The following is a 21495-nucleotide window of genomic DNA, read 5'->3' on the forward strand; positions in this document are numbered from 1 at the left end:
CGTTTGAATTAGTTATAGAGTTTTGTGAATAAATTGCTTATAATGATTCAATGATCTTTTTTCTTGAATTGAAGGAATTTTGATTCTATGAGGAGAAATACATAGCATTAGAGAAGAACTTTACACCCGAGTATTGGAGGAATCACTATGGAAAATCTTCTCCGTCCTATTTATCAAGAGAGAGCAAGCCATCCAGACACATTGGCTGTGATTATAGTAGAAAGAAGACACAAGGTATCTTCTGAGACGGATAACTTTGATGCAGCTCTTCTAGTCATTGTAAAAGAAGCGGAAGAGCCGTTATTTATCAAGCACTATGAATCCGATCACCAAACAGCTTCTTTAAATGTTGTCACAGATGAGCAGTTGAAGGAATGGATTACTCTTGGCACGAACCGCCGAATCATTGATTGGATTTTGAATGGGAAAGTCCTATTTGATCGAAATGAATATATTTTCAACTTAATTGATGACCTGAGTACATTCCCATTTTCAAACCGCAAACTTAAAATCGGCTTAGAATACGGCAAGCTAATTCGCAGATATATAGAAGGAAAAGCATTTTTTGAGTCAAATCAATTCCTTGATGCATATAATTCAATTGTGCATGCTCTGCATCATTTGGCACGTATTGAAGTGATCGATAAAGGTTTCCACCCAGAAGTGACAGTTTGGAATCAGGTGCGTCATATGGAACCGGAAGTATATAAACTTTATTCAGAACTCATTGAAAGCCACGAAAGCCTTCATAAGCGTTTGGAACTTTTATTTTTAGCAAATGACTTTTTGATCCATTCAAAAGCAGAAATTGGCGCCGCTCATTTGCGTCATGTCATGGAACAGCAAGATATATGGCTTTTTGGCGAGCTTCTCGCGCATCCTGACCTCAAGTATTTCACGCCTGACCTTAGCGTCATGATTGATTTCTTTGTGGAAAAAGGAATTGTTCAAGTGGAGCCGATTGAGACAAAGGGGCAAAAAATCTATCATCGAGGATATTTTGTGAAAAAAGATATTGACGCCTGAATATTATGATGGTATATTATTATACGTCGCTAACGAGCAACCAAGTTACTTTGAAAGAAAAGCTGACAAAAAGAAATTCTAAAAAACACTTGACGCACACAGCGTTGAAATGTTATATTGAGAAAGTCGCCTCTGAGAGACGACGAAGATGATCTTTGAAAACTAAACAAGACAAAACGTACCTGTTAATTCGAGTTTTTATAAAAAAATCCTATGATATTTCATAGGTAGTCAGTCAAACGCTGACGAGGCAGGAAATGATCACATGCTATGTTCGCTACATCGTGTAGCAGCGCATGTGTGATATGCATCCTGCATACCTCGGAGAGTTTGATCCTGGCTCAGGACGAACGCTGGCGGCGTGCCTAATACATGCAAGTCGAGCGAACATCCGGGAGCTTGCTCCCGGATGTTAGCGGCGGACGGGTGAGTAACACGTGGGTAACCTGCCTGTAAGACTGGGATAACTCCGGGAAACCGGAGCTAATACCGGATAGTTCCTTGAACCGCATGGTTCAAGGATGAAAGACGGTTTCGGCTGTCACTTACAGATGGACCCGCGGCGCATTAGCTAGTTGGTGGGGTAATGGCTCACCAAGGCGACGATGCGTAGCCGACCTGAGAGGGTGATCGGCCACACTGGGACTGAGACACGGCCCAGACTCCTACGGGAGGCAGCAGTAGGGAATCTTCCGCAATGGACGAAAGTCTGACGGAGCAACGCCGCGTGAGTGATGAAGGTTTTCGGATCGTAAAGCTCTGTTGTTAGGGAAGAACAAGTGCGAGAGTAACTGCTCGCACCTTGACGGTACCTAACCAGAAAGCCACGGCTAACTACGTGCCAGCAGCCGCGGTAATACGTAGGTGGCAAGCGTTGTCCGGAATTATTGGGCGTAAAGGGCTCGCAGGCGGTTTCTTAAGTCTGATGTGAAAGCCCCCGGCTCAACCGGGGAGGGTCATTGGAAACTGGGAAACTTGAGTGCAGAAGAGGAGAGTGGAATTCCACGTGTAGCGGTGAAATGCGTAGAGATGTGGAGGAACACCAGTGGCGAAGGCGACTCTCTGGTCTGTAACTGACGCTGAGGAGCGAAAGCGTGGGGAGCGAACAGGATTAGATACCCTGGTAGTCCACGCCGTAAACGATGAGTGCTAAGTGTTAGGGGGTTTCCGCCCCTTAGTGCTGCAGCTAACGCATTAAGCACTCCGCCTGGGGAGTACGGTCGCAAGACTGAAACTCAAAGGAATTGACGGGGGCCCGCACAAGCGGTGGAGCATGTGGTTTAATTCGAAGCAACGCGAAGAACCTTACCAGGTCTTGACATCCTCTGACAACCCTAGAGATAGGGCTTTCCCTTCGGGGACAGAGTGACAGGTGGTGCATGGTTGTCGTCAGCTCGTGTCGTGAGATGTTGGGTTAAGTCCCGCAACGAGCGCAACCCTTGATCTTAGTTGCCAGCATTTAGTTGGGCACTCTAAGGTGACTGCCGGTGACAAACCGGAGGAAGGTGGGGATGACGTCAAATCATCATGCCCCTTATGACCTGGGCTACACACGTGCTACAATGGACAGAACAAAGGGCTGCGAGACCGCAAGGTTTAGCCAATCCCATAAATCTGTTCTCAGTTCGGATCGCAGTCTGCAACTCGACTGCGTGAAGCTGGAATCGCTAGTAATCGCGGATCAGCATGCCGCGGTGAATACGTTCCCGGGCCTTGTACACACCGCCCGTCACACCACGAGAGTTTGCAACACCCGAAGTCGGTGAGGTAACCTTTATGGAGCCAGCCGCCGAAGGTGGGGCAGATGATTGGGGTGAAGTCGTAACAAGGTAGCCGTATCGGAAGGTGCGGCTGGATCACCTCCTTTCTAAGGATATATGGAGCAGCGTGCGTTTTCGTCTTGTTTAGTTTTGAAGGATCATTCCTTCAAAACATGTCTCTAGCGAGACAGGATTGTTCTTTGAAAACTAGATAACAATAAGTAATACATTCACATTGAATGCAATGCAAAGTTCATCACACATAGTGATTCTTTCTAAAGTAAGAAATGGTTAAGTTAGAAAGGGCGCACGGTGGATGCCTTGGCACTAGGAGCCGATGAAGGACGGGACGAACACCGATATGCTTCGGGGAGCTGTAAGCAAGCTTTGATCCGGAGATTTCCGAATGGGGAAACCCACTGCTCGTAATGGAGTAGTATCCATACTTGAATACATAGAGTATGAGAAGGCATACCCGGGGAACTGAAACATCTAAGTACCCGGAGGAAGAGAAAGCAAATGCGATTCCCTGAGTAGCGGCGAGCGAAACGGGAACAGCCCAAACCAAGAGGCTTGCCTCTTGGGGTTGTAGGACACTCTATACGGAGTTACAAAGGAACGATATAAGCGAAGAGGTCTGGAAAGGCCCGCCAAAGAAGGTAACAGCCCTGTAACTGAAATGTTGTTCTCTCCAGAGTGGATCCTGAGTACGGCGGAACACGTGAAATTCCGTCGGAATCCGGGAGGACCATCTCCCAAGGCTAAATACTCCCTAGTGACCGATAGTGAACCAGTACCGTGAGGGAAAGGTGAAAAGCACCCCGGAAGGGGAGTGAAATAGATCCTGAAACCGTGTGCCTACAAGTAGTCAGAGCCCGTTAAAGGGTGATGGCGTGCCTTTTGTAGAATGAACCGGCGAGTTACGATCCCGTGCAAGGTTAAGCAGAAGATGCGGAGCCGCAGCGAAAGCGAGTCTGAATAGGGCGCATGAGTACGTGGTCGTAGACCCGAAACCAGGTGATCTACCCATGTCCAGGGTGAAGTTCAGGTAACACTGAATGGAGGCCCGAACCCACGCACGTTGAAAAGTGCGGGGATGAGGTGTGGGTAGGGGTGAAATGCCAATCGAACCTGGAGATAGCTGGTTCTCTCCGAAATAGCTTTAGGGCTAGCCTCAAGGTAAGAGTCTCGGAGGTAGAGCACTGATTGGACTAGGGGCCCCTACCGGGTTACCGAATTCAGTCAAACTCCGAATGCCGATGACTTATCCTTGGGAGTCAGACTGCGAGTGATAAGATCCGTAGTCGAAAGGGAAACAGCCCAGACCGCCAGCTAAGGTCCCAAAGTATACGTTAAGTGGAAAAGGATGTGGAGTTGCTTAGACAACCAGGATGTTGGCTTAGAAGCAGCCACCATTTAAAGAGTGCGTAATAGCTCACTGGTCGAGTGACTCTGCGCCGAAAATGTACCGGGGCTAAACGTATCACCGAAGCTGCGGACTGTTCTTACGAACAGTGGTAGGAGAGCGTTCTAAGTGCTGTGAAGTCAGACCGGAAGGACTGGTGGAGCGCTTAGAAGTGAGAATGCCGGTATGAGTAGCGAAAGACGGGTGAGAATCCCGTCCACCGAATGCCTAAGGTTTCCTGAGGAAGGCTCGTCCGCTCAGGGTTAGTCGGGACCTAAGCCGAGGCCGAAAGGCGTAGGCGATGGACAACAGGTTGATATTCCTGTACCACCTCCTCACCATTTGAGCAATGGGGGGACGCAGGAGGATAGGGTAAGCGCGGTATTGGATATCCGCGTCCAAGCAGTTAGGCTGGGAAATAGGCAAATCCGTTTCCCGTGAAGGCTGAGCTGTGATGGCGAGCGAAATTTAGTAGCGAAGTTCCTGATTCCACACTGCCAAGAAAAGCCTCTAGCGAGGTGAGAGGTGCCCGTACCGCAAACCGACACAGGTAGGCGAGGAGAGAATCCTAAGGTGATCGAGAGAACTCTCGTTAAGGAACTCGGCAAAATGACCCCGTAACTTCGGGAGAAGGGGTGCTTCTTAGGGTGTTAAAGCCCCGAGAAGCCGCAGTGAATAGGCCCAGGCGACTGTTTAGCAAAAACACAGGTCTCTGCGAAGCCGTAAGGCGAAGTATAGGGGCTGACGCCTGCCCGGTGCTGGAAGGTTAAGAGGAGCGCTTAGCGTAAGCGAAGGTGCGAATTGAAGCCCCAGTAAACGGCGGCCGTAACTATAACGGTCCTAAGGTAGCGAAATTCCTTGTCGGGTAAGTTCCGACCCGCACGAAAGGCGCAACGATCTGGGCACTGTCTCAACGAGAGACTCGGTGAAATTATAGTACCTGTGAAGATGCAGGTTACCCGCGACAGGACGGAAAGACCCCGTGGAGCTTTACTGCAGCCTGATATTGAATGTTGGTACAGCTTGTACAGGATAGGTAGGAGCCTTGGAAACCGGAGCGCTAGCTTCGGTGGAGGCATCGGTGGGATACTACCCTGGCTGTATTGACCTTCTAACCCGCTGCCCTTATCGGGCAGGGAGACAGTGTCAGGTGGGCAGTTTGACTGGGGCGGTCGCCTCCTAAAATGTAACGGAGGCGCCCAAAGGTTCCCTCAGAATGGTTGGAAATCATTCGCAGAGTGTAAAGGCACAAGGGAGCTTGACTGCGAGACCTACAAGTCGAGCAGGGACGAAAGTCGGGCTTAGTGATCCGGTGGTTCCGCATGGAAGGGCCATCGCTCAACGGATAAAAGCTACCCCGGGGATAACAGGCTTATCTCCCCCAAGAGTCCACATCGACGGGGAGGTTTGGCACCTCGATGTCGGCTCATCGCATCCTGGGGCTGTAGTCGGTCCCAAGGGTTGGGCTGTTCGCCCATTAAAGCGGTACGCGAGCTGGGTTCAGAACGTCGTGAGACAGTTCGGTCCCTATCCGTCGCGGGCGCAGGAAATTTGAGAGGAGCTGTCCTTAGTACGAGAGGACCGGGATGGACGCACCGCTGGTGTACCAGTTGTTCTGCCAAGGGCATCGCTGGGTAGCTATGTGCGGACGGGATAAGTGCTGAAAGCATCTAAGCATGAAGCCCCCCTCAAGATGAGATTTCCCATTCCGCAAGGAAGTAAGATCCCTGAAAGATGATCAGGTTGATAGGTCTGAGGTGGAAGCGTGGTGACACGTGGAGCTGACAGATACTAATAGATCGAGGACTTAACCTATATTCTAATGTGAAGTTTGAACATTGTTATCTAGTTTTGAGAGAACATTTTTTAAATATCTCTTGATTTATTTTCAATACATAGTATAATATCTTTTGTCACTAAATTGTCTGGTGATGATGGCGAAGAGGTCACACCCGTTCCCATACCGAACACGGAAGTTAAGCTCTTCAGCGCCGATGGTAGTTGGGGGTCTCCCCCTGTGAGAGTAGGACATCGCCAGGCTTTCTTCATTCCGCAGTAGCTCAGTGGTAGAGCTATCGGCTGTTAACCGATCGGTCGTAGGTTCGAATCCTACCTGCGGAGCCAATTTGGAGAGCTGTCCGAGTGGCCGAAGGAGCACGATTGGAAATCGTGTAGGCGGTAACCCCGTCTCAAGGGTTCGAATCCCTTGCTCTCCGCCACAATTTACATAATAAAGGGCCCGTTGGTCAAGCGGTTAAGACACCGCCCTTTCACGGCGGTAACACGGGTTCGAATCCCGTACGGGTCACCATTTTATAGAATATACACCAGTATTTTTTATTCGGAGGATTAGCTCAGCTGGGAGAGCATCTGCCTTACAAGCAGAGGGTCGGCGGTTCGAGCCCGTCATCCTCCACCATATCTTTTATATCATCGCGGGGTGGAGCAGTTCGGTAGCTCGTCGGGCTCATAACCCGAAGGTCGCAGGTTCAAATCCTGCCCCCGCAACCAAATTATTTTATGTACCAATGGGGATTGCTCATTGAGTACAACCAAAATGGTCCGGTAGTTCAGTTGGTTAGAATGCCTGCCTGTCACGCAGGAGGTCGCGGGTTCGAGTCCCGTCCGGACCGCCATTTTTAAAATGAATACTTGGCTCGGTAGCTCAGTTGGTAGAGCAACGGACTGAAAATCCGTGTGTCGGCGGTTCGATTCCGTCCCGAGCCACCACTATTTGCCGGTGTAGCTCAATTGGTAGAGCAACTGACTTGTAATCAGTAGGTTGGGGGTTCAAGTCCTCTTGCCGGCACTGTTTTTCAAATGTGGAGGGGTAGCGAAGTGGCTAAACGCGGCGGACTGTAAATCCGCTCCCTCCGGGTTCGGCGGTTCGAATCCGCCCCCCTCCACCATTTTTATTTTCATAGGGGCATAGTTTAAAGGTAGAACAGAGGTCTCCAAAACCTCCGGTGTGGGTTCGATTCCTACTGCCCCTGCCAATTTTCTTAATATGATTCATAACATCTATGGCGGTTGTGGCGAAGTGGTTAACGCACCAGATTGTGGCTCTGGCACTCGTGGGTTCGATTCCCATCAATCGCCCCATTTTATTATTGGGCTATAGCCAAGCGGTAAGGCAACGGACTTTGACTCCGTCATGCGTTGGTTCGAATCCAGCTAGCCCAGTTGATTTGCGGAAGTAGTTCAGTGGTAGAACACCACCTTGCCAAGGTGGGGGTCGCGGGTTCGAATCCCGTCTTCCGCTCCAATAATGGCGGCATAGCCAAGTGGTAAGGCAGAGGTCTGCAAAACCTTTATCCCCGGTTCAAATCCGGGTGTCGCCTTTTTGAAAAAGACTGCCGGGGTGGTGGAATTGGCAGACACACAGGACTTAAAATCCTGCGGTAGGTGACTACCGTGCCGGTTCAAGTCCGGCCCTCGGCACCATGTTTTTATCATAAGTTGCGCTCTTTAATGATCATGCCGGTGTGGCGGAATTGGCAGACGCGCACGACTCAAAATCGTGTTCCTCACGGAGTGCCGGTTCGACCCCGGCCACCGGTATCTATTCTATTAAAAGTTTCATGATCGGTTTTTACCGTCAACCTAACGTTTCACCCTCGTGGTGAAACGTTTTTTTGTGGTTTGAATGAGTTATTTAGATAAAAATAGAAACCTATTAAAAAATAATGAGCATGTACTTCTTTTAGCAGAATAATCTTTAGATGATTTGCAACATTTGATAAGATACATTTAATCATGTAAGGAAACAAAATGGGGTAGCGCATTCCCATAAAACAGTGTGTACTACCTTTTTGTGTAACTAAATGAATATTTGGGTAAATACACATCTTTAGCTGATATCATCATTGTGACCCAATTTGAGGGGAGAATTTATGAAAAAACAGAATGATCATGAAGAGTTATTGACAGGTGGAAATGTCTCGAACGTATATCGTTTTGGAGATACGGTTCGTCGAGAAGTAAAGTCAGATAATATCAATATCCAAAAGCTGCTAAAGCATTTAGAAAAAAAGAATTTCTCCTATGCTCCAAAGTTTTTAGGGGTTGATGAAAAAGGTAGAGAGATATTGTCCTTCATTGAAGGCGTAGCCGGTCATGATCCCTTAAAAGAATACATGTGCTCTCACCATGCCTTAAAAGAAATAGCAAGAGTGCTTAGACTGTATCATGATGCTGTTCGTGATTTTCCCATTTCAGACGATTGGGAACGAATGGACAATACGCCTAACAACATAGAGGTTGTGTGCCATAATGATTTTGCTATGTACAATATCATTTTCAATAATGAAAAACCAGTAGGAATCATTGATTTTGATGTAGCTGCTCCTGGTCCAAGGCTGTGGGATATCGCATATACTCTGTATACTTGTGTACCTCTCAGTAGGTTTTTTCGCACCGAAACAGGAGAGATCGTGAACTACCATTCATCAGAACATGAAGACCATATAAAGCATAGAGTGAAACTGTTTTTTGAATCTTATGGGGAGAAAATAGCAGAAGGTTATTTGGATATGGTGCTGCTGCGTTTAAAAGGGTTATGTCAGTACATGAAACGAAAAGCGAGTGAAGGTGATATAGCTTTTCAAAAAATGATTCATGAGGGGCACCTTGAACATTATCAAAAAGACATTCAATTCATTCATGAACACCGAAAAGAATGGATTTGAGGGTGCCAAGGGCTTCTAAAAATGAATGTAAAAAGGCGGAGTTGTTAACTTGCAAATGAAGACGATATTACAGACCATCATTGAAGACGAGGGATCACATGCTTATCCGCTTTTTAGACAGTACTGTGTGAAGAAAGAACAGGGTCTGCGTAAAGATGCGTTAAAGGTTCTTCAGTTTTTTGTTGAAGAGATGAAGGAGAACGATTTTGCAGCACGGCGTTCATTTGTTGATTGGCTCTTTGAGAAGATTGAACGGTTTGAGGATGGTCATCATTTGCTTGTGTATCCATTGATAATTGGGGTGATTCAGCCTGTTCTTCAAGAGTGGGAGAAGGTTGATCCTATGGATGTGAGACCGTATCGCTGGCAGGGCTTGTTTGTGCATCAGGGAGAAGGGCTGCCTTATTTATTGAAGGCATTAGGGCTTGGAGGTAGCAAGGAACAGCGTGTCATTGTACAAATTTGCGAAATCTATTTATCGGCTTTGTGGTATTCGTTTCATCATATACATGAAGATCTTTATTTAAGCACCTATGAGAAAGATCAAGAGCGAATTCAAGGCATTGAAGATGTCATGATGCTGATCGAAGATAAGAGGATTCGTACCAATGTTGAAAAACAAGTAGCCTATTATGATCAGCTTTTATCGGACTGGAAGAAATTTCAGCAAACGGAGACAAGAGGCTTCATGAAATGGTGTGCGGAGCGTAAGAAGCCGTATGAGTGGGTAGAGGCTTTTTATTATCAACAATAGATGAGGAAACGGCAGAATTCATTCTGCCGTTTATTTATGCCATATTCGCTCTATTTCTATATGATCTGGTTTGAAATATTTCAGGACATAGACATCTGGATTGCTTAGTTTCTCCCACTCTTTGAATCCAATCGTGGGATCGGCGTGTTTAAGAAGCAGGCTCATAATATTGCCATGTGTGACGAATAGGGTACGATCTTTTCCTGAATTTATTTGTTCGTATAGTACTTCTACAATGCGGTTCATGGCTTCAAGGCTTGATTCTCCGCCTTCACAAGTCAGGTGTAAGTCCGTAAAACTGAGCTTTAGTTTCTCAAACCAATCGTCCATTGGTTTGAGGCTTAGCACACGTTCAGAAAGACGCTGATCAATTTTCACTCTGAGTTGTCTTGTATGAGCAAGGGGCTCAGTGGTTTGGATCGCTCGCTTATAGGGACTTGAGATGATCTGATTGAGGTGAATGCCATTAAAAAACTGTGCTAGTGCTTGAGATTGTGCGATGCCTTGTGGCGTTAAAGACGCATCCTCGGATTGTCCATTGGCTTGGCAGTGTCTGACGATATAATATGTTTTCATGGGCCACACCTTTCATTGAGTATAAAAAAATCATCCAGGATTGGATGAGGATAGGTTCATTTGTTCGGATCTGTTTCTTTATAGGGATCTGTGAGCTTCGAGGTCAGGTCTAAATTGAACAAAAAATCATCTAAGGTGTCTGTACCAAAGGGAAGTGTGGAGAAGTTGATTGGGATGCTTTCTTCTTTCATTTCTGAGGTGATCTGTTGTTTAGGCTGCTTTTTTCTCCAGTACTTAAACAAGCGCATGTAAAGCCCCCTTTTCTATGAAAAAGATGGATTTATACATAATATACGGGGAGAGTTGTCCAGGCGTCAAATGTTTTCTTAGAGAACGATGAAAAGAGCCACAGAAAGCGCGGCCCTTTTGTCCATTTACTTGGCACGACGTAATGCTTTCAGCACTTTACGTTTGCATTTTAAGTTGTATCGCTTCTGATGAAGTTTATCTGTGTTACATCTGCCAATGACTTGGCGGACATCTGGATGATAAATGATGAGATGTCTGTAAGCTGGATCATTTAATAACTCATGAAACCAGCTATGTTTTTTGAGATGGGCTGCGTTTCTAGAGATATCCTCTTCATCTACCTGTAGAAAAGGGATATATACAGCAAGTGAAAAGATATCTAAAATGAATCCCATGTTGGTTCCTCCTTCCATATTATTTCCTACGCTTAGAAGGAGGAAAGGTTTCATTCAATAAAACTTTAAAAACAATCCCAATGCATAGACCATTCTTTTGTGTCTTTGTCGTAATAGAAATACATCGTGCCGTTATCACCAATCATGAACCGAGGTTTTTCTTCTGAGGCGATTTGCAGCATGAATTTGCCTAGTTGATGATGGGGTGGGGATTGAATATATGCACCATACCCACCGATTTTTGTGAATGAATAATTTGTGTATTGATCAATGAAATGTTCTGTCGCTTCATCACTTTCATTTACTTCTGATAAATCGACGTATGACCACGCTTCTTCCCAGCAAAGGTAGTCTTCTTGCTCATTTTGGTTCCATTGGATTTGAAAGGGTTTGAGTCCTCTCACTTCTTCAGGAGTTTCAACTACTTCTAATCCTTCCATATCTACATATTCAATGAGCTTCCAGCCTTCTCCGTTTTTTGTGATATCCATCGGAAGTGCTTTCTGGTTGAGAAAGATTTGAAACATTTTACATTCATTGAATCTGTTCATTCCTCCTGGCACTTCAGGTAAAGAAATTTGTAAGATCGGAATCATGACGCCATCTTGGTCTGCGGGCCAGCCTTGATCGGGGTGGATGAAGAAATGACCGGCAAACCAGCTGTGTGCTGTTGGATCAGGAAGAAAGCCGCCAATCTTAGCCACGACGGGTGTTTTTCCTAGTTGTTTTAATTCATGAAAAGCCTTGATCTCCATTACTTATCCCTCCAATCTTTAGCCTGCAATGTGGGCATCTTGAAACGTGCCATTGATATTGCCTGAGACAATGATGACATGTCCCCAAAATAAATCACCGTCATGACAGTAGACTTCAAACTCTCCATCTGGGTAAGCATGCAGACTTTCAAGTGAGATGCGGCTCATAAATTGATCCAGTGTGAGCTCTTCTTGTGTTTCAGAGGAGTCATCTTGCTCCTGCCAGTCTTTAGCTAATTCAAACAACTGATTTGCTGCAAATGATTTAATAGAAGCATCCCATGTAGTCTGCTCTTTCATGAGTTGTCTAGCGGTTCGAAGAGAGTCGTTTACTTTTTCATCTTCTTCGAGGTTGAAGTAGAGCAGGCATTCTTGATTACTCCACTGGATCGTTGTTTCAAATAAGTCTAGTCCTTTCACTAATTCAAAGGTGCCCAGCAGGTCATTATGATAAAAGACAGGTTTTTTGGCTTCTTCTAGTATCTCTTGCAGCTCTTCATCCTGTGTATCTGTATCGATGAGTGATACAAGCATGAACTCACCTTCACCTTTTCGGACCTGAAGTGTCATGATTGATTCTTTATGTAATTGTGCCTGCTTTTCCCTTAATCCCTCTTCATCTGTTAACCAGCAGAGCCTTATGTTTTCGGTTTTGATGAGGTCTTTTTCTTTCCATGCAATCAGTGGAATAGAAGCGGTCCAAAGAGATTCTTGTCCGGCTTTTCCTGCACCTACTCCTGAAGGTCCTGTGACAGCAATGATGTGGTCTATTTCTTCTGAAAATCGTTCTTCAAATGCGTTCATTTGTTTGTTATGTTTCATGTGATGTCCTCCAGCCTGATTTGTTGAAAATCTATATGTTTATCACACCGTACATCAGGAGGAGAAATCAAGCTTTTTTTGCTTAAAACTTTTTTAGATTGTCAGAAGGAGAGAAAATACATGGATGGCTGGAGGTTGAGTTACAATAAATACGAATATGTTATGTATCGAATTTTGTATATATTTGGGTAAATGAGTCGAAAAGCCTAGGTGATTCTTCCTTTTCTTTATAATTACTTTGACATGAATAGATGAAAAAAGTAAAGTAGTACTGAGTGATTTACAAACCCTTCTTCATCTATTGAATTGCAAAGTGTGTGTAAATGAAATGTAAATGGATATTTTTCCTTTTATTTACTCGTATTTTTTTTTGAAACCTATGATGCTTCTCATTCGTTATATTAAAGGAGCACATATATCCGGCGGAAACAGAGCATCGGAATGCTTGGTGAAGAAGATTTACATTTGCAAAATCAATGTAAATTTTTTATGATTTCATTTATATCAGAACGATAATAAGAAAGAAGAGGTTTTATGAAAAAAAAATTTGCGAACAAATATAGCTTTTTTGTATTGGCTGTCCTTTTATTTTGGGCGAAATCGTACGCAGCCTACAAAATGGACTTTAATTTAGGAGTGAAAGGTTCTTTTCAAGAGGGTCTTCTCTTATTAAATCCATTTAGTTCAGCCATTGTGTTTTTGGGACTGGCTCTCTTTTTGAAGGGTCGTAAATCTGCCATTGTTTTAATTGTCATTGACTTTATTATGACCGCACTTTTATATGCGAATGTAGCGTACTACCGTTTCTTTGATGACTTTTTGACTTTCTCCACAATGAAGCAAGCAGGCAATCTTGGAGGAGGCATGACTGGCGGTGTGTTATCTAGTATTAAGCCGCATGACCTTTTGTATTTCCTTGATATTATTATCTTGATTGCGATTGTGATTTGGAGACCAGAAGTGAAGAAATTCCAAATGAAAAAGACATTTGCACTGTTGATTGTGGCTACAGGTGTAGGACTGTTCTTTGTAAACCTTCATTTAGCTGAAAAGGACCGTCCAGAATTATTAACAAGAACATTTGATCACAAGTATGTTGTCAAATATTTAGGTGTTTATAATTATACGATTTATGATGGAGTACAATCAGCACAAAATGCAACACAGGTAGCAAATGCGAGCAGTGAAGATTTAACGGATGTTGTAAACTATACAGCTTCTCACTATGCAAAGCCAAACGCAGAGTATTTCGGTAAAGCTAAAGGGAAAAACATTATTAAAATCCATTTAGAAAGCTTCCAGTCTTTCTTAATTGACTACAAACTAAATGGAGAAGAAGTGACACCGTTTTTAAACAAACTGGCTCATGGTAAAGAGGACTTTACGTATTTCGATAACTTCTTCCATCAGACAGGTCAAGGAAAGACAGCTGATGCTGAGCTAATGATGGATAATAGTATGTTCGGCTTGCCAGAGGGAGCAGCGTTTGTGACAAAAGGTGAAAATACTTACCAATCACTCCCTGCCATCCTAGATCAAAAAGCAGGCTATACGAGCGCAGTGCTTCACGGGGATTACAAATCTTTCTGGAACCGTGACACGATTTATAAGCATATGGGATATGATCAATTCTTCGATGCTTCACATTACAACATGGATGAAGAAAATCTTGTGAATATGGGTCTGAAGGATAAACCATTCTTTAAAGAATCAATCCCGATGCTAGAATCAATGAAAAAACCATTTTATGCACACTTAATGACATTGACTAATCACTATCCATTTAATTTAGATGAAAAAGATGCGACGATTGCTAAGGCAACAACTGGTGACAAAACAGTAGATAACTACTTCCAAACAGCAAGATATCTAGATGAGTCATTAGAGCAATTCTTTAAAGACTTGAAAAAATCAGGTATGTATAAAGACTCTGTCATTTTATTATATGGTGATCATAATGGTATTTCTGAAAACCATAACCGTGCAATGAGTGAAATTCAAGGGAAAGAAATTACACCTTATCAAAATGCACAAAACCAGCGTGTACCACTCATGATTCGTATTCCTGGCAAACAGGGCGGCGTGAACCATACGTATGGTGGTGAAGTAGACGTGATGCCTACGCTTCTTCACTTACAAGGTATTGATTCAAATGAGTATGTGAATTTTGGAACAGATCTATTCTCTAAGAAGCATGATCAAACTGTTGCATTCCGTAACGGAAACTATGTGACACCAAAATATACACTTGTAGATAACACTGTCTACGATACAAAAACAGGTAAAGTTGTGAAACAAAATAAAAAGACAGAGGCGATTAAAGCCCGTGTCGATAATCAGTTAAGCCTTTCAGATAAAGTGCTTTATAGGGATCTTCTTCGATTCCATAAGCTGTCTGATTTTAAACCAGTGAATCCATCTGATTATTTCTATGGTAAATCAAAAGAAAAAGAAGAGGATTCTTCTACTAAGTAACTGAGTTTTGGGCAAGCACAGAAGGGTGCTTGCCTTTTTCTCTCTCATCGCTTGATTTGTTGGCAAAATATGTTTATATTTAGGGTGATACAAGCGTGATGCTGGCGTGCAGCTAGCGGAACTCATTTCGTCCTAGGGGATTTCAGGAGGAGCTTATGACAACAAATACAAAAACACAAAAAAAGAAATCAGAAGTATGGGGCTGGCTCAAAGCAATCTTAATTGCATTCATTGCTGTTTTTATCATTCGTAACTTTTTATTCGCACCGTACATTGTAAAAGGGACTTCTATGCAACCAACATTACAAGATACAGAGCGGGTTTTTGTGAATAAAACGGTTGATTATTTCGGCGATTACAAACGGGGACAGATTATTGTTCTTGATGGGGAAGACCGCAGCACTCATTATGTCAAAAGATTAATTGGGTTACCTGGTGATAAAATTGAAATGAAAAATGACCAGCTATATGTCAATGGTCAAAAAGTGGCGGAGCCTTACTTAGCGTCAAACAAAAAGAAAGCAGCCGCAGATGGGACCTTGCTGACACCTGATTTTGGCCCTCTTACCGTTCCAAAAGGCAAGTATTTTGTCATGGGTGACAATCGTCAAAACTCAATGGACAGCCGCAATGGCTTAGGTCTTTTTACAAAGAGTGATATTCAAGGAACGACATCATTTGTGTTTTATCCTTTCCAAGACGTTCGACTACTTAATAATGAATGAAATAAAAAAAGCACACAGAGGTGTGCTTTTTTTATTTTCATTCAGCCTGGCTTTTTGTGATCGCCTGTTCAAGATCTGCAATAATGTCTTCAATCGCTTCTGTTCCAACAGATAAACGAATGAGCTCTGGTGTGACGCCTGTCGCTTTTTGTTCTGCTTCACTTAATTGCTGATGCGTTGTGCTGGCAGGGTGAATAATCAGTGATTTAGAATCGCCCACATTTGCAAGGTGTGAGAACAGCTTAACAGAATCAATGAGCTTTTTACCAGCTTCTCGTCCACCTTTAATACCAAATGTGAGAATGGCGCCTTGTCCTTTTGGCAAATAGGTTTGAGCAAGCTCATGAGATTCATGGCTTTCAAGACCTGGGTAGCTTACCCAATCTACAAGAGGGTGATCTTGTAAGAACTGCGCTGTTTTTAATGCATTTTCACTATGCCTCTCGAGACGCAGATGCAAAGTTTCTAGGCCTTGCAGAAGTAAAAATGAGTTGAAAGGTGACAAGGCTGCTCCTAAATCCCGTAAGAGCTGTACACGTGCTTTTGTGATATAAGCCGCTTCTCCAATTGCTTCAGTATACGTCAGACCGTGATAACTTGGATCTGGTTCAGTCAGCCCTTCGAACTTATCACTGTCGGCCCAAGGAAACTTGCCGCTATCGACAATGACACCGCCAATTGATGTACCATGACCGCCAATGAATTTCGTAGCGGAATGGACGACAATGTCTGCACCAAATTCGATCGGTCTCAATAAATAGGGACTTGCGAGCGTATTGTCCACAATAAGCGGAATATGGTGCTTGTGTGCAATGGCTGAGATGGCTTCAATATGTAGAATGTCGCCTTTAGGATTCCCAATGCTCTCTGCATATACTGCCTTCGTTTTGTCTGTAATTGCGGCTTCGAGTTCTTCTAAATTGGACGAATCAACAAATTTCACTGTAATGCCGAGCTTTTTGAGTGTATGGGCAAATAAATTGTATGTGCCTCCATAAAGGCTGCTGGAGGAGACAATTTCGTCACCAGCTCCTGCAATGTTTAAAATAGAATAAGTGGTCGCTGCTTGTCCAGAAGAGACAGCAAGTGCACCAATGCCGCCCTCAAGCTCAGCGATCCGTTTTTCAAAGACATCATTTGTAGGGTTCATAATGCGAGAATAAATATTTCCGGGTTCCTGCAGTCCGAATAAATTCGCCGCATGCTCGCTATCTCTAAAACCGAAAGAGCTTGTTTGGTAAATAGGAACGGCTCTTGAATAGGTAGCTGAATCAAGCTCCTGACCTGCGTGAATGGCTTTTGTTTCTAAACGGAATGGACGTTCTTCTGACATGTGTGTATCCTCCTTTTACTAAATAAAACCAACTAGTTTGATAAGAAATATTTAATAAGACTATAAATGTTGTTTCGTGCCTGGTCAATCATTTTTTAGATAAATCTGAAAAAATAATAAATAAAGTTGATGGACTTTTTTTATTTCAATGAGGAAAGGTGTGGACATGTTGATGTAAAGAGGGATTGTTTCATTAGAGAGTGCGGATCAGTTTTTTTGAAAGTAATAAATCATTGCCAGCTAGTGAAATCATAGGAATGCCTATGCAGTAAGTTGCTCTTCCATAGAAAGAAGCGAGTCATATGTTGGATGTGACTCAAGAAAGGAAAGGGCTTTTTTCCCAAGGGGCTTTCTTGTATATACATATTTTAAGTGACAAGAGAAGAAGGAAAATATGCTCACTCTTTTGTCGGAATTATCAGTAAATATTTCATAAATGGTGTGATAACGACATATAATTAGGACTTTTTTATCTGATATATCGGGGGAATTCTTTCTATTTCACAAAAAAGAAAGAATATATAAAGGGATTGATAAATAAGGACTATTTCAAAAAAAGAAGAAAAAAGCTGGTTTAATTTACATTATATGGGTTTTGTGGTTCTTATGGATTGCGAAAAACTAGATAATAAGATAGGGGTCCTACACTTAAAAGTGAAGAATTGAATAAAAAGTCACATTTTGTCCGAAAGTATGTTCGGTCGAAAATGGGATCTTCTGTTGATGTTTGGAGAGTGAAGCCTATGATACGATCATCATAAGCTGGGAGGTGAAAAGTATGACTTATGCAGCGCCGCAAGTTGACTATTCCACTATGGAACCTGCTATTATGGACCAAGCTTGGTTCTTAGTATTTGTTGCTGTCCTTCTTGGATTGGGAGCAACAGTTGTTCTAGGAGCAGCAGTTTGGTGTTTAGCAAACGGCAAGGGTAGCTTTACAGGAGCCGTTCAGTGGGAAAGTGGCTTAAAAGTCCAAATTGAATGTAAGTAGCTATACTTAGGATTCATCTTTTTACTTCTATGAAATGACACCAGGGCTAAACCGTCTGTGGCGGGCGGTTTAGCCTGATCTGTTTTTAAAGAATATGCAGACACTTGGAGGTTATATGTTTACGATCGAGAAATTAACCAAGACGTATAAAAATAACGTGACTGCTGTCAAAGATTTTCATTTAAAAATCGACCCTCATCAAATCGTTGCTGTTGCTGGACCGAATGGTTCCGGTAAAACAACGATGATTAACTGTATACTCGGTATCATTAAGCATACAGAAGGAACGATTCTCTTGCAGGACGTCACAAATGACGAACCATCCTTTAAAAAACAAGTAGCCTATGTTCCAGATGATCTGCTACTCCCTGAAGCATTGACTGGTGCTGAATATTTAGATTTTGTTTCTTCTATGTATGAATGTAAAACAATTCACAGAAGAAATCAACTAATTGAACTGTTTGATATGGACTCGGCTTTATCAAGACCGATTGAAACCTATTCACATGGTATGAAAAAAAAGACACAGCTGATTGCCGCCTTTATGCTTGATAGTCAATTGGTGATCATGGATGAGCCCTTTAGAGGACTTGATATTGAAGCGGTTATAAACACAAAGAAACTGATGAAACGTTATACCGAGCACCATGGTGCGATCATGCTTTCAACGCATGATATGCTTTCAGCGGAAGAGCTGTGCCATAAAATCGCCATTATTTCTAAGGGAATTAAAATGGATGAAGGAACGGTCTCAGCCTTAAAGGAGAAGTATCAATCAAGCACATTGGAACAGGTGTTTCTGAAAGCTTCAATGTTAAGTGATAGGGGTGCACATTTTGATGAAATCATTAATCATTTCTAGAATGATGCTTAAAATGTGGCAGCAGGAGATGTATAAGCTCTTTGATACTCAGACGAAGCGGATCATTGTGATCTTATTCTTTTTGTTTGCAGTGACAATGGGCGCCATCATCGGATACAGTTTTACGGGTGTCTTTATGAAGGCATTCTTAAATGGCGATGAACGTTCACTTGGATTACTCGTTGTGTCAATGGCGATCAATGCATCCATCTTTACAAGCCTGTTATTCATTTTGATCAAAGTCAGGACGCCTGAGCAAGACCGTTTTTCTATGCAGCTCAGTTGGTTCCCGCTTTCTACCTTTCAGAAAAGCCTCGGATACTTTATTCCGATGGTGACAGTGGTGGCAGGGCTTGTTTTATTTTTTATCGGTATTCTGCTGTTACCTAATTTTATTGCCCAGGGAATAGGTATTTTCTTTATCTTTACGTTCTTTTTGATGGTGATTTTGCAATCGCTTTTTGTCTTAATGCTTTTGCAACTCATTTATAATATTACCTATTTGATCGTTCTGAAATTAAAATTACCGTTGCAAAAATTTGCAGCGATCTTTGTTTTATTAGCACTGGTTGTAGCGTATGGAATGACGCATTTTGATATCAATCAAATTCAGCAATCATATATACAGTTTGATTATCATTTGATGTATTTTACAGCACCGTTTTTCTTAGCGGCTCAAGGAATGTCTCCTGAAGGGATAAACTATGCAATTTTGATCCTAGTCATCCTTTTATCGGCGGGCGGCGCATTTCTTTCTCTTGCGATGATGCCGATTATGGCAGAGAAAAAAGCGTTAACCTTTTTAAATAAACTGCCGTTCTCTTCTTCAAAAAAATGGTCACTTATTGTAAAGGAAATGAAATCACAGGTGCGAAATGAAGAAAACATTTTAAACTTTCTCATACTCCTCATTGTGATCTTATTCGTCCGTTATCAGTTTAGGTTCCGCTTTGAAGAAGAAGCGTTTTTTGTTCTCTGCGCTCTTGCTGGATTAACCGCCTTCAATTCATTTGGCAATGATAAACGAATGCTGGGGATGTACAAAACATTTGGCCTAAGATCGTGGGAAGTGGCTCTGTATAAGTTTATCGGGCTTTTGCTTGTTGGTGTACTGCAAATAGCAATCTTCATGCTGACAACGTTGACGCTTCCTGATCAGGTTTGGAACGTATTGATTGGGGCCGCTGTCTTATGCAATGCCACTGCGCTCTTTTATGTGGTAGGTATTTTACTTCCGCTTGATCGGAACAATCCCTACACAGGCATTTTTTCATTTGGAGCACTTATTTTACTCATGATTCCGATTGTTTTTATTGGAAACTATGTCATAGGGGAGTCGAGTCAAACGCTTCAGTGGCTGCTTGTAGCTGCATTTGAAGGTCTGCTCATCTTTGCCATATACAAAGGTTTTTCATGGAGGTATTCACATGATTCAACTTCTTAACAATAAGCTAAAGATTGAGCGGGTACCGGCACTCGCGCCGTATGTGACCTTACAAAAGAGACATCTCACGGATACGCAGTATGGAAGCACACTCCCGATTAATGAAAGTGCCTATCATATGTTAACGAAAGTAGATGGCAAAAGGACAGAAGCGAGTATTACCGCAGAGCTCGCCGATTTGTTTCAGGTCGATGAGTCTGTGATTTCTCGTGACTTTTATCAACTGATGATGGGGTTGAATCAGCACCACTTACTGTCTATTCATTATCAATCACCATATCGAATTGTGACAGCCTGCTGTCAATTTTTCAAACAGTATCAAGTGAAAATGAAGGAACGATTTGATTGCACTGGTCACTCGTTCTTTCATATTTTTGGGACAGCATTACTCATGGTGACGCGTAAAATCATCTTTTTCTGGATGCTTTTTATGGTCATGGCAGGGATCGCTTTTTTATTCATTCCTGACCGGTCGATTGCAGCCATTGCGATTTATTTTACAATTATATATTTTGGATTAATTACGGGGACCGCATTACATGAGGCAGCACACGGCTATGCGCATCGAAAATTTGCGGGAAGGGATGGTCCACAAGGCTTTTTTGCGAGTGATATGATGTCTGTGAAATTTGTAAGACCAGTATTAGATCCGTTTCAGAAGAAGCAGGTATGGATTACGCTGCTTGGGCCGCTTGTCCCAGGTGTGATCGGAGCAGCAGGGATCATTGTGACCGTATTATGTCTAAAAGAAAATCCAATCTCGACCGGATTCTTTATTTTTTCAATCACATATTTTATTCAATTACTCTATCTTCTTCCGTTTATGGGGGATGGTAAATCCATTATGAAGCAGCTATTGCTTGGGGGAATGGGAGGACAACGATCATGAACGTACAGGCGATGAAACAAGGTGCTATTGTTGGTGGTTTTCTGGGGTTTTTAGGCTTTCCGATGCTGACAATCGGTGTATTGTTCTATCATTTATTTCAATCAAAAACGAATGATGCTTTATTATTTAACAGTCTCGCTTTTGAGATGGAAGGTTCATCCGCATTTACTTTTCAAATCAAGCCAAACTTTTTTATTTATATGATTGTGATTTTTGCCGCGAGTTTTCTCATTGTGGCTATCTTATCAGCCATGAAGCAGAAAAAAGCGGAAGATTAGGAGAATTCTCCTAATCTTTTTTTGTATGTCCAACCAAATTTTAGTATAATAGAAAATAAAAAACATCA

General features: G+C 42.9%; 16 protein-coding genes, 16 tRNA genes and 3 rRNA genes. 29 read left to right on the top strand and 6 right to left on the bottom strand.

Translation table 11 applies throughout. From position 1 onward, the window contains the following. Window positions 1–147 precede the first annotated feature (147 nt). The 22 genes from MKY18_RS04375 (at window position 148) to MKY18_RS04480 (ending at window position 9633) form a co-directional block, all read left to right on the top strand. On the top strand, window positions 148–1026 hold the full coding sequence (locus MKY18_RS04375; protein ID WP_003217861.1) for a nucleotidyltransferase-like protein: 879 nt from the start codon (window positions 148–150) through the stop codon (window positions 1024–1026). A 318-nt stretch (window positions 1027–1344) separates the two neighbouring features. After that, a 16S ribosomal RNA gene (locus MKY18_RS04380) occupies window positions 1345–2893 on the top strand. A 182-nt stretch (window positions 2894–3075) separates the two neighbouring features. Further along, a 23S ribosomal RNA gene (locus tag MKY18_RS04385) occupies window positions 3076–6006 on the top strand. Window positions 6007–6115: 109 nt separating this feature from the next. Then, window positions 6116–6231 (top strand): 5S ribosomal RNA (rrf, locus tag MKY18_RS04390). Together the 16S, 23S and 5S rRNA genes with 16 tRNA genes alongside form the textbook arrangement of a ribosomal RNA operon. A 9-nt stretch (window positions 6232–6240) precedes the next feature. Continuing rightward, a tRNA-Asn gene (locus MKY18_RS04395) sits at window positions 6241–6315 on the top strand. Between the two features lie 4 nt (window positions 6316–6319). Continuing rightward, a tRNA-Ser gene (locus MKY18_RS04400) sits at window positions 6320–6410 on the top strand. A gap of 17 nt (window positions 6411–6427) precedes the next feature. After that, window positions 6428–6502, top strand: a tRNA-Glu gene (locus MKY18_RS04405). A 32-nt stretch (window positions 6503–6534) separates the two neighbouring features. Beyond that, window positions 6535–6610, top strand: a tRNA-Val gene (locus MKY18_RS04410). Between the two features lie 15 nt (window positions 6611–6625). Then, window positions 6626–6702 (top strand) — tRNA-Met (locus tag MKY18_RS04415). A 48-nt stretch (window positions 6703–6750) separates the two neighbouring features. After that, window positions 6751–6827, top strand: a tRNA-Asp gene (locus MKY18_RS04420). Between the two features lie 18 nt (window positions 6828–6845). Beyond that, window positions 6846–6921: transfer RNA gene (locus tag MKY18_RS04425), tRNA-Phe, on the top strand. 6 nt (window positions 6922–6927) lie between these two features. Continuing rightward, a tRNA-Thr gene (locus MKY18_RS04430) sits at window positions 6928–7000 on the top strand. A gap of 15 nt (window positions 7001–7015) precedes the next feature. Next, window positions 7016–7100: transfer RNA gene (locus tag MKY18_RS04435), tRNA-Tyr, on the top strand. Between the two features lie 13 nt (window positions 7101–7113). After that, a tRNA-Trp gene (locus MKY18_RS04440) sits at window positions 7114–7187 on the top strand. A gap of 30 nt (window positions 7188–7217) precedes the next feature. Next, a tRNA-His gene (locus tag MKY18_RS04445) sits at window positions 7218–7293 on the top strand. A 9-nt stretch (window positions 7294–7302) separates the two neighbouring features. Beyond that, window positions 7303–7374 (top strand) — tRNA-Gln (locus MKY18_RS04450). 7 nt (window positions 7375–7381) lie between these two features. Beyond that, window positions 7382–7456, top strand: a tRNA-Gly gene (locus tag MKY18_RS04455). A gap of 5 nt (window positions 7457–7461) precedes the next feature. Further along, window positions 7462–7532, top strand: a tRNA-Cys gene (locus tag MKY18_RS04460). Window positions 7533–7546: 14 nt separating this feature from the next. Then, a tRNA-Leu gene (locus MKY18_RS04465) sits at window positions 7547–7635 on the top strand. A 35-nt stretch (window positions 7636–7670) separates the two neighbouring features. Continuing rightward, window positions 7671–7752: transfer RNA gene (locus tag MKY18_RS04470), tRNA-Leu, on the top strand. A 332-nt stretch (window positions 7753–8084) separates the two neighbouring features. Then, complete coding sequence (locus MKY18_RS04475) at window positions 8085–8879, top strand: aminoglycoside phosphotransferase family protein (RefSeq protein ID WP_217013239.1); 795 nt, start codon at window positions 8085–8087, stop codon at window positions 8877–8879. Window positions 8880–8928: 49 nt separating this feature from the next. Further along, window positions 8929–9633 carry a hypothetical protein gene (locus tag MKY18_RS04480; RefSeq protein ID WP_113768335.1) on the top strand — a complete coding sequence of 235 codons (705 nt, stop codon included), beginning with the start codon at window positions 8929–8931 and terminating at the stop codon, window positions 9631–9633. A 30-nt stretch (window positions 9634–9663) separates the two neighbouring features. Here MKY18_RS04480 and MKY18_RS04485 read toward each other — a convergent pair whose 3' ends face one another. From MKY18_RS04485 to MKY18_RS04505, 5 genes are all read right to left on the bottom strand, one after another. Further along, window positions 9664–10209, bottom strand: coding sequence for a histidine phosphatase family protein (locus tag MKY18_RS04485; protein ID WP_265209135.1), 546 nt, complete (start codon window positions 10207–10209; stop codon window positions 9664–9666). Between the two features lie 56 nt (window positions 10210–10265). Further along, on the bottom strand, window positions 10266–10457 hold the full coding sequence (locus MKY18_RS04490; RefSeq protein WP_065097748.1) for a hypothetical protein: 192 nt from the start codon (window positions 10455–10457) through the stop codon (window positions 10266–10268). A 126-nt stretch (window positions 10458–10583) separates the two neighbouring features. After that, a complete protein-coding gene (locus tag MKY18_RS04495; RefSeq protein ID WP_065097749.1) occupies window positions 10584–10853 on the bottom strand; it encodes a hypothetical protein in 270 nt (89 codons plus the stop codon). 65 nt (window positions 10854–10918) lie between these two features. After that, window positions 10919–11608: a DUF1963 domain-containing protein gene (locus MKY18_RS04500; RefSeq protein ID WP_283924255.1), complete on the bottom strand. Its 690-nt coding sequence runs from the start codon at window positions 11606–11608 to the stop codon at window positions 10919–10921. An 18-nt stretch (window positions 11609–11626) separates the two neighbouring features. Continuing rightward, window positions 11627–12430, bottom strand: a complete 804-nt coding sequence (locus MKY18_RS04505; protein ID WP_283924256.1) for a DUF2262 domain-containing protein — start codon at window positions 12428–12430, stop codon at window positions 11627–11629. Window positions 12431–12964: 534 nt separating this feature from the next. On the opposite strand from MKY18_RS04505, the gene MKY18_RS04510 reads away from it, so the two are divergent. Together MKY18_RS04510 and lepB are read left to right on the top strand one after the other, a co-directional pair. Further along, a complete protein-coding gene (locus tag MKY18_RS04510) occupies window positions 12965–14905 on the top strand; it encodes an LTA synthase family protein (RefSeq protein WP_342497750.1) in 1941 nt (646 codons plus the stop codon). Between the two features lie 155 nt (window positions 14906–15060). After that, entirely contained in the window at window positions 15061–15630 is a 570-nt protein-coding gene (gene lepB, locus MKY18_RS04515) for a signal peptidase I (protein WP_044141633.1), read from the top strand. 37 nt (window positions 15631–15667) lie between these two features. Here the strand turns inward: lepB and MKY18_RS04520 are convergent, their stop codons facing one another. Beyond that, window positions 15668–16963, bottom strand: a complete 1296-nt coding sequence (locus MKY18_RS04520) for a homocysteine synthase (protein ID WP_342497751.1) — start codon at window positions 16961–16963, stop codon at window positions 15668–15670. Between the two features lie 778 nt (window positions 16964–17741). Between MKY18_RS04520 and MKY18_RS04525 the strand changes: the two genes are divergently transcribed. The 5 genes from MKY18_RS04525 to MKY18_RS04545 all read left to right on the top strand — a co-directional run bounded on the left by MKY18_RS04525 (window position 17742) and on the right by MKY18_RS04545 (window position 21427). Then, on the top strand, window positions 17742–17954 hold the full coding sequence (locus MKY18_RS04525; RefSeq protein WP_003211695.1) for a hypothetical protein: 213 nt from the start codon (window positions 17742–17744) through the stop codon (window positions 17952–17954). Between the two features lie 115 nt (window positions 17955–18069). Further along, the gene (locus tag MKY18_RS04530; RefSeq protein WP_185108691.1) at window positions 18070–18816 is read left to right on the top strand and encodes an ABC transporter ATP-binding protein; all 747 of its coding nucleotides are present in this window, start codon (window positions 18070–18072) and stop codon (window positions 18814–18816) included. Then, complete coding sequence (locus tag MKY18_RS04535) at window positions 18794–20260, top strand: hypothetical protein (protein WP_065097753.1); 1467 nt, start codon at window positions 18794–18796, stop codon at window positions 20258–20260. The genes MKY18_RS04530 and MKY18_RS04535 overlap by 23 nt, the downstream gene beginning before the upstream one ends. Further along, window positions 20244–21149: a PqqD family protein gene (locus MKY18_RS04540; RefSeq protein ID WP_044141629.1), complete on the top strand. Its 906-nt coding sequence runs from the start codon at window positions 20244–20246 to the stop codon at window positions 21147–21149. The genes MKY18_RS04535 and MKY18_RS04540 overlap by 17 nt, the downstream gene beginning before the upstream one ends. Continuing rightward, a complete protein-coding gene (locus MKY18_RS04545; protein ID WP_342497752.1) occupies window positions 21146–21427 on the top strand; it encodes a hypothetical protein in 282 nt (93 codons plus the stop codon). The genes MKY18_RS04540 and MKY18_RS04545 overlap by 4 nt, the downstream gene beginning before the upstream one ends. The last annotated feature ends 68 nt before the right edge of the window (window positions 21428–21495 follow it).

Origin of the sequence: Bacillus sp. FSL R7-0672 (assembly GCF_038601465.1) — a bacterium.
Classification (GTDB): domain Bacteria; phylum Bacillota; class Bacilli; order Bacillales; family Bacillaceae; genus Bacillus; species Bacillus pumilus.

Excerpts from the sequence above, each read along its gene's own strand:
- MKY18_RS04375 (WP_003217861.1), top strand. The coding sequence starts at position 148 with ATGGAAAATCTTCTCCGTCCTATTTATCAAGAGAGAGCAAGCCATCCA.
- MKY18_RS04475 (WP_217013239.1), top strand. The coding sequence starts at position 8,085 with ATGAAAAAACAGAATGATCATGAAGAGTTATTGACAGGTGGAAATGTC.
- MKY18_RS04485 (WP_265209135.1), bottom strand. The coding sequence starts at position 10,209 with ATGAAAACATATTATATCGTCAGACACTGCCAAGCCAATGGACAATCC.
- MKY18_RS04490 (WP_065097748.1), bottom strand. The coding sequence starts at position 10,457 with ATGCGCTTGTTTAAGTACTGGAGAAAAAAGCAGCCTAAACAACAGATC.
- MKY18_RS04495 (WP_065097749.1), bottom strand. The coding sequence starts at position 10,853 with ATGGGATTCATTTTAGATATCTTTTCACTTGCTGTATATATCCCTTTT.
- MKY18_RS04500 (WP_283924255.1), bottom strand. The coding sequence starts at position 11,608 with ATGGAGATCAAGGCTTTTCATGAATTAAAACAACTAGGAAAAACACCC.
- MKY18_RS04505 (WP_283924256.1), bottom strand. The coding sequence starts at position 12,430 with ATGAAACATAACAAACAAATGAACGCATTTGAAGAACGATTTTCAGAA.
- MKY18_RS04510 (WP_342497750.1), top strand. The coding sequence starts at position 12,965 with ATGAAAAAAAAATTTGCGAACAAATATAGCTTTTTTGTATTGGCTGTC.
- lepB (WP_044141633.1), top strand. The coding sequence starts at position 15,061 with ATGACAACAAATACAAAAACACAAAAAAAGAAATCAGAAGTATGGGGC.
- MKY18_RS04520 (WP_342497751.1), bottom strand. The coding sequence starts at position 16,963 with ATGTCAGAAGAACGTCCATTCCGTTTAGAAACAAAAGCCATTCACGCA.
- MKY18_RS04525 (WP_003211695.1), top strand. The coding sequence starts at position 17,742 with ATGACTTATGCAGCGCCGCAAGTTGACTATTCCACTATGGAACCTGCT.
- MKY18_RS04530 (WP_185108691.1), top strand. The coding sequence starts at position 18,070 with ATGTTTACGATCGAGAAATTAACCAAGACGTATAAAAATAACGTGACT.
- MKY18_RS04535 (WP_065097753.1), top strand. The coding sequence starts at position 18,794 with ATGAAATCATTAATCATTTCTAGAATGATGCTTAAAATGTGGCAGCAG.
- MKY18_RS04540 (WP_044141629.1), top strand. The coding sequence starts at position 20,244 with ATGATTCAACTTCTTAACAATAAGCTAAAGATTGAGCGGGTACCGGCA.
- MKY18_RS04545 (WP_342497752.1), top strand. The coding sequence starts at position 21,146 with ATGAACGTACAGGCGATGAAACAAGGTGCTATTGTTGGTGGTTTTCTG.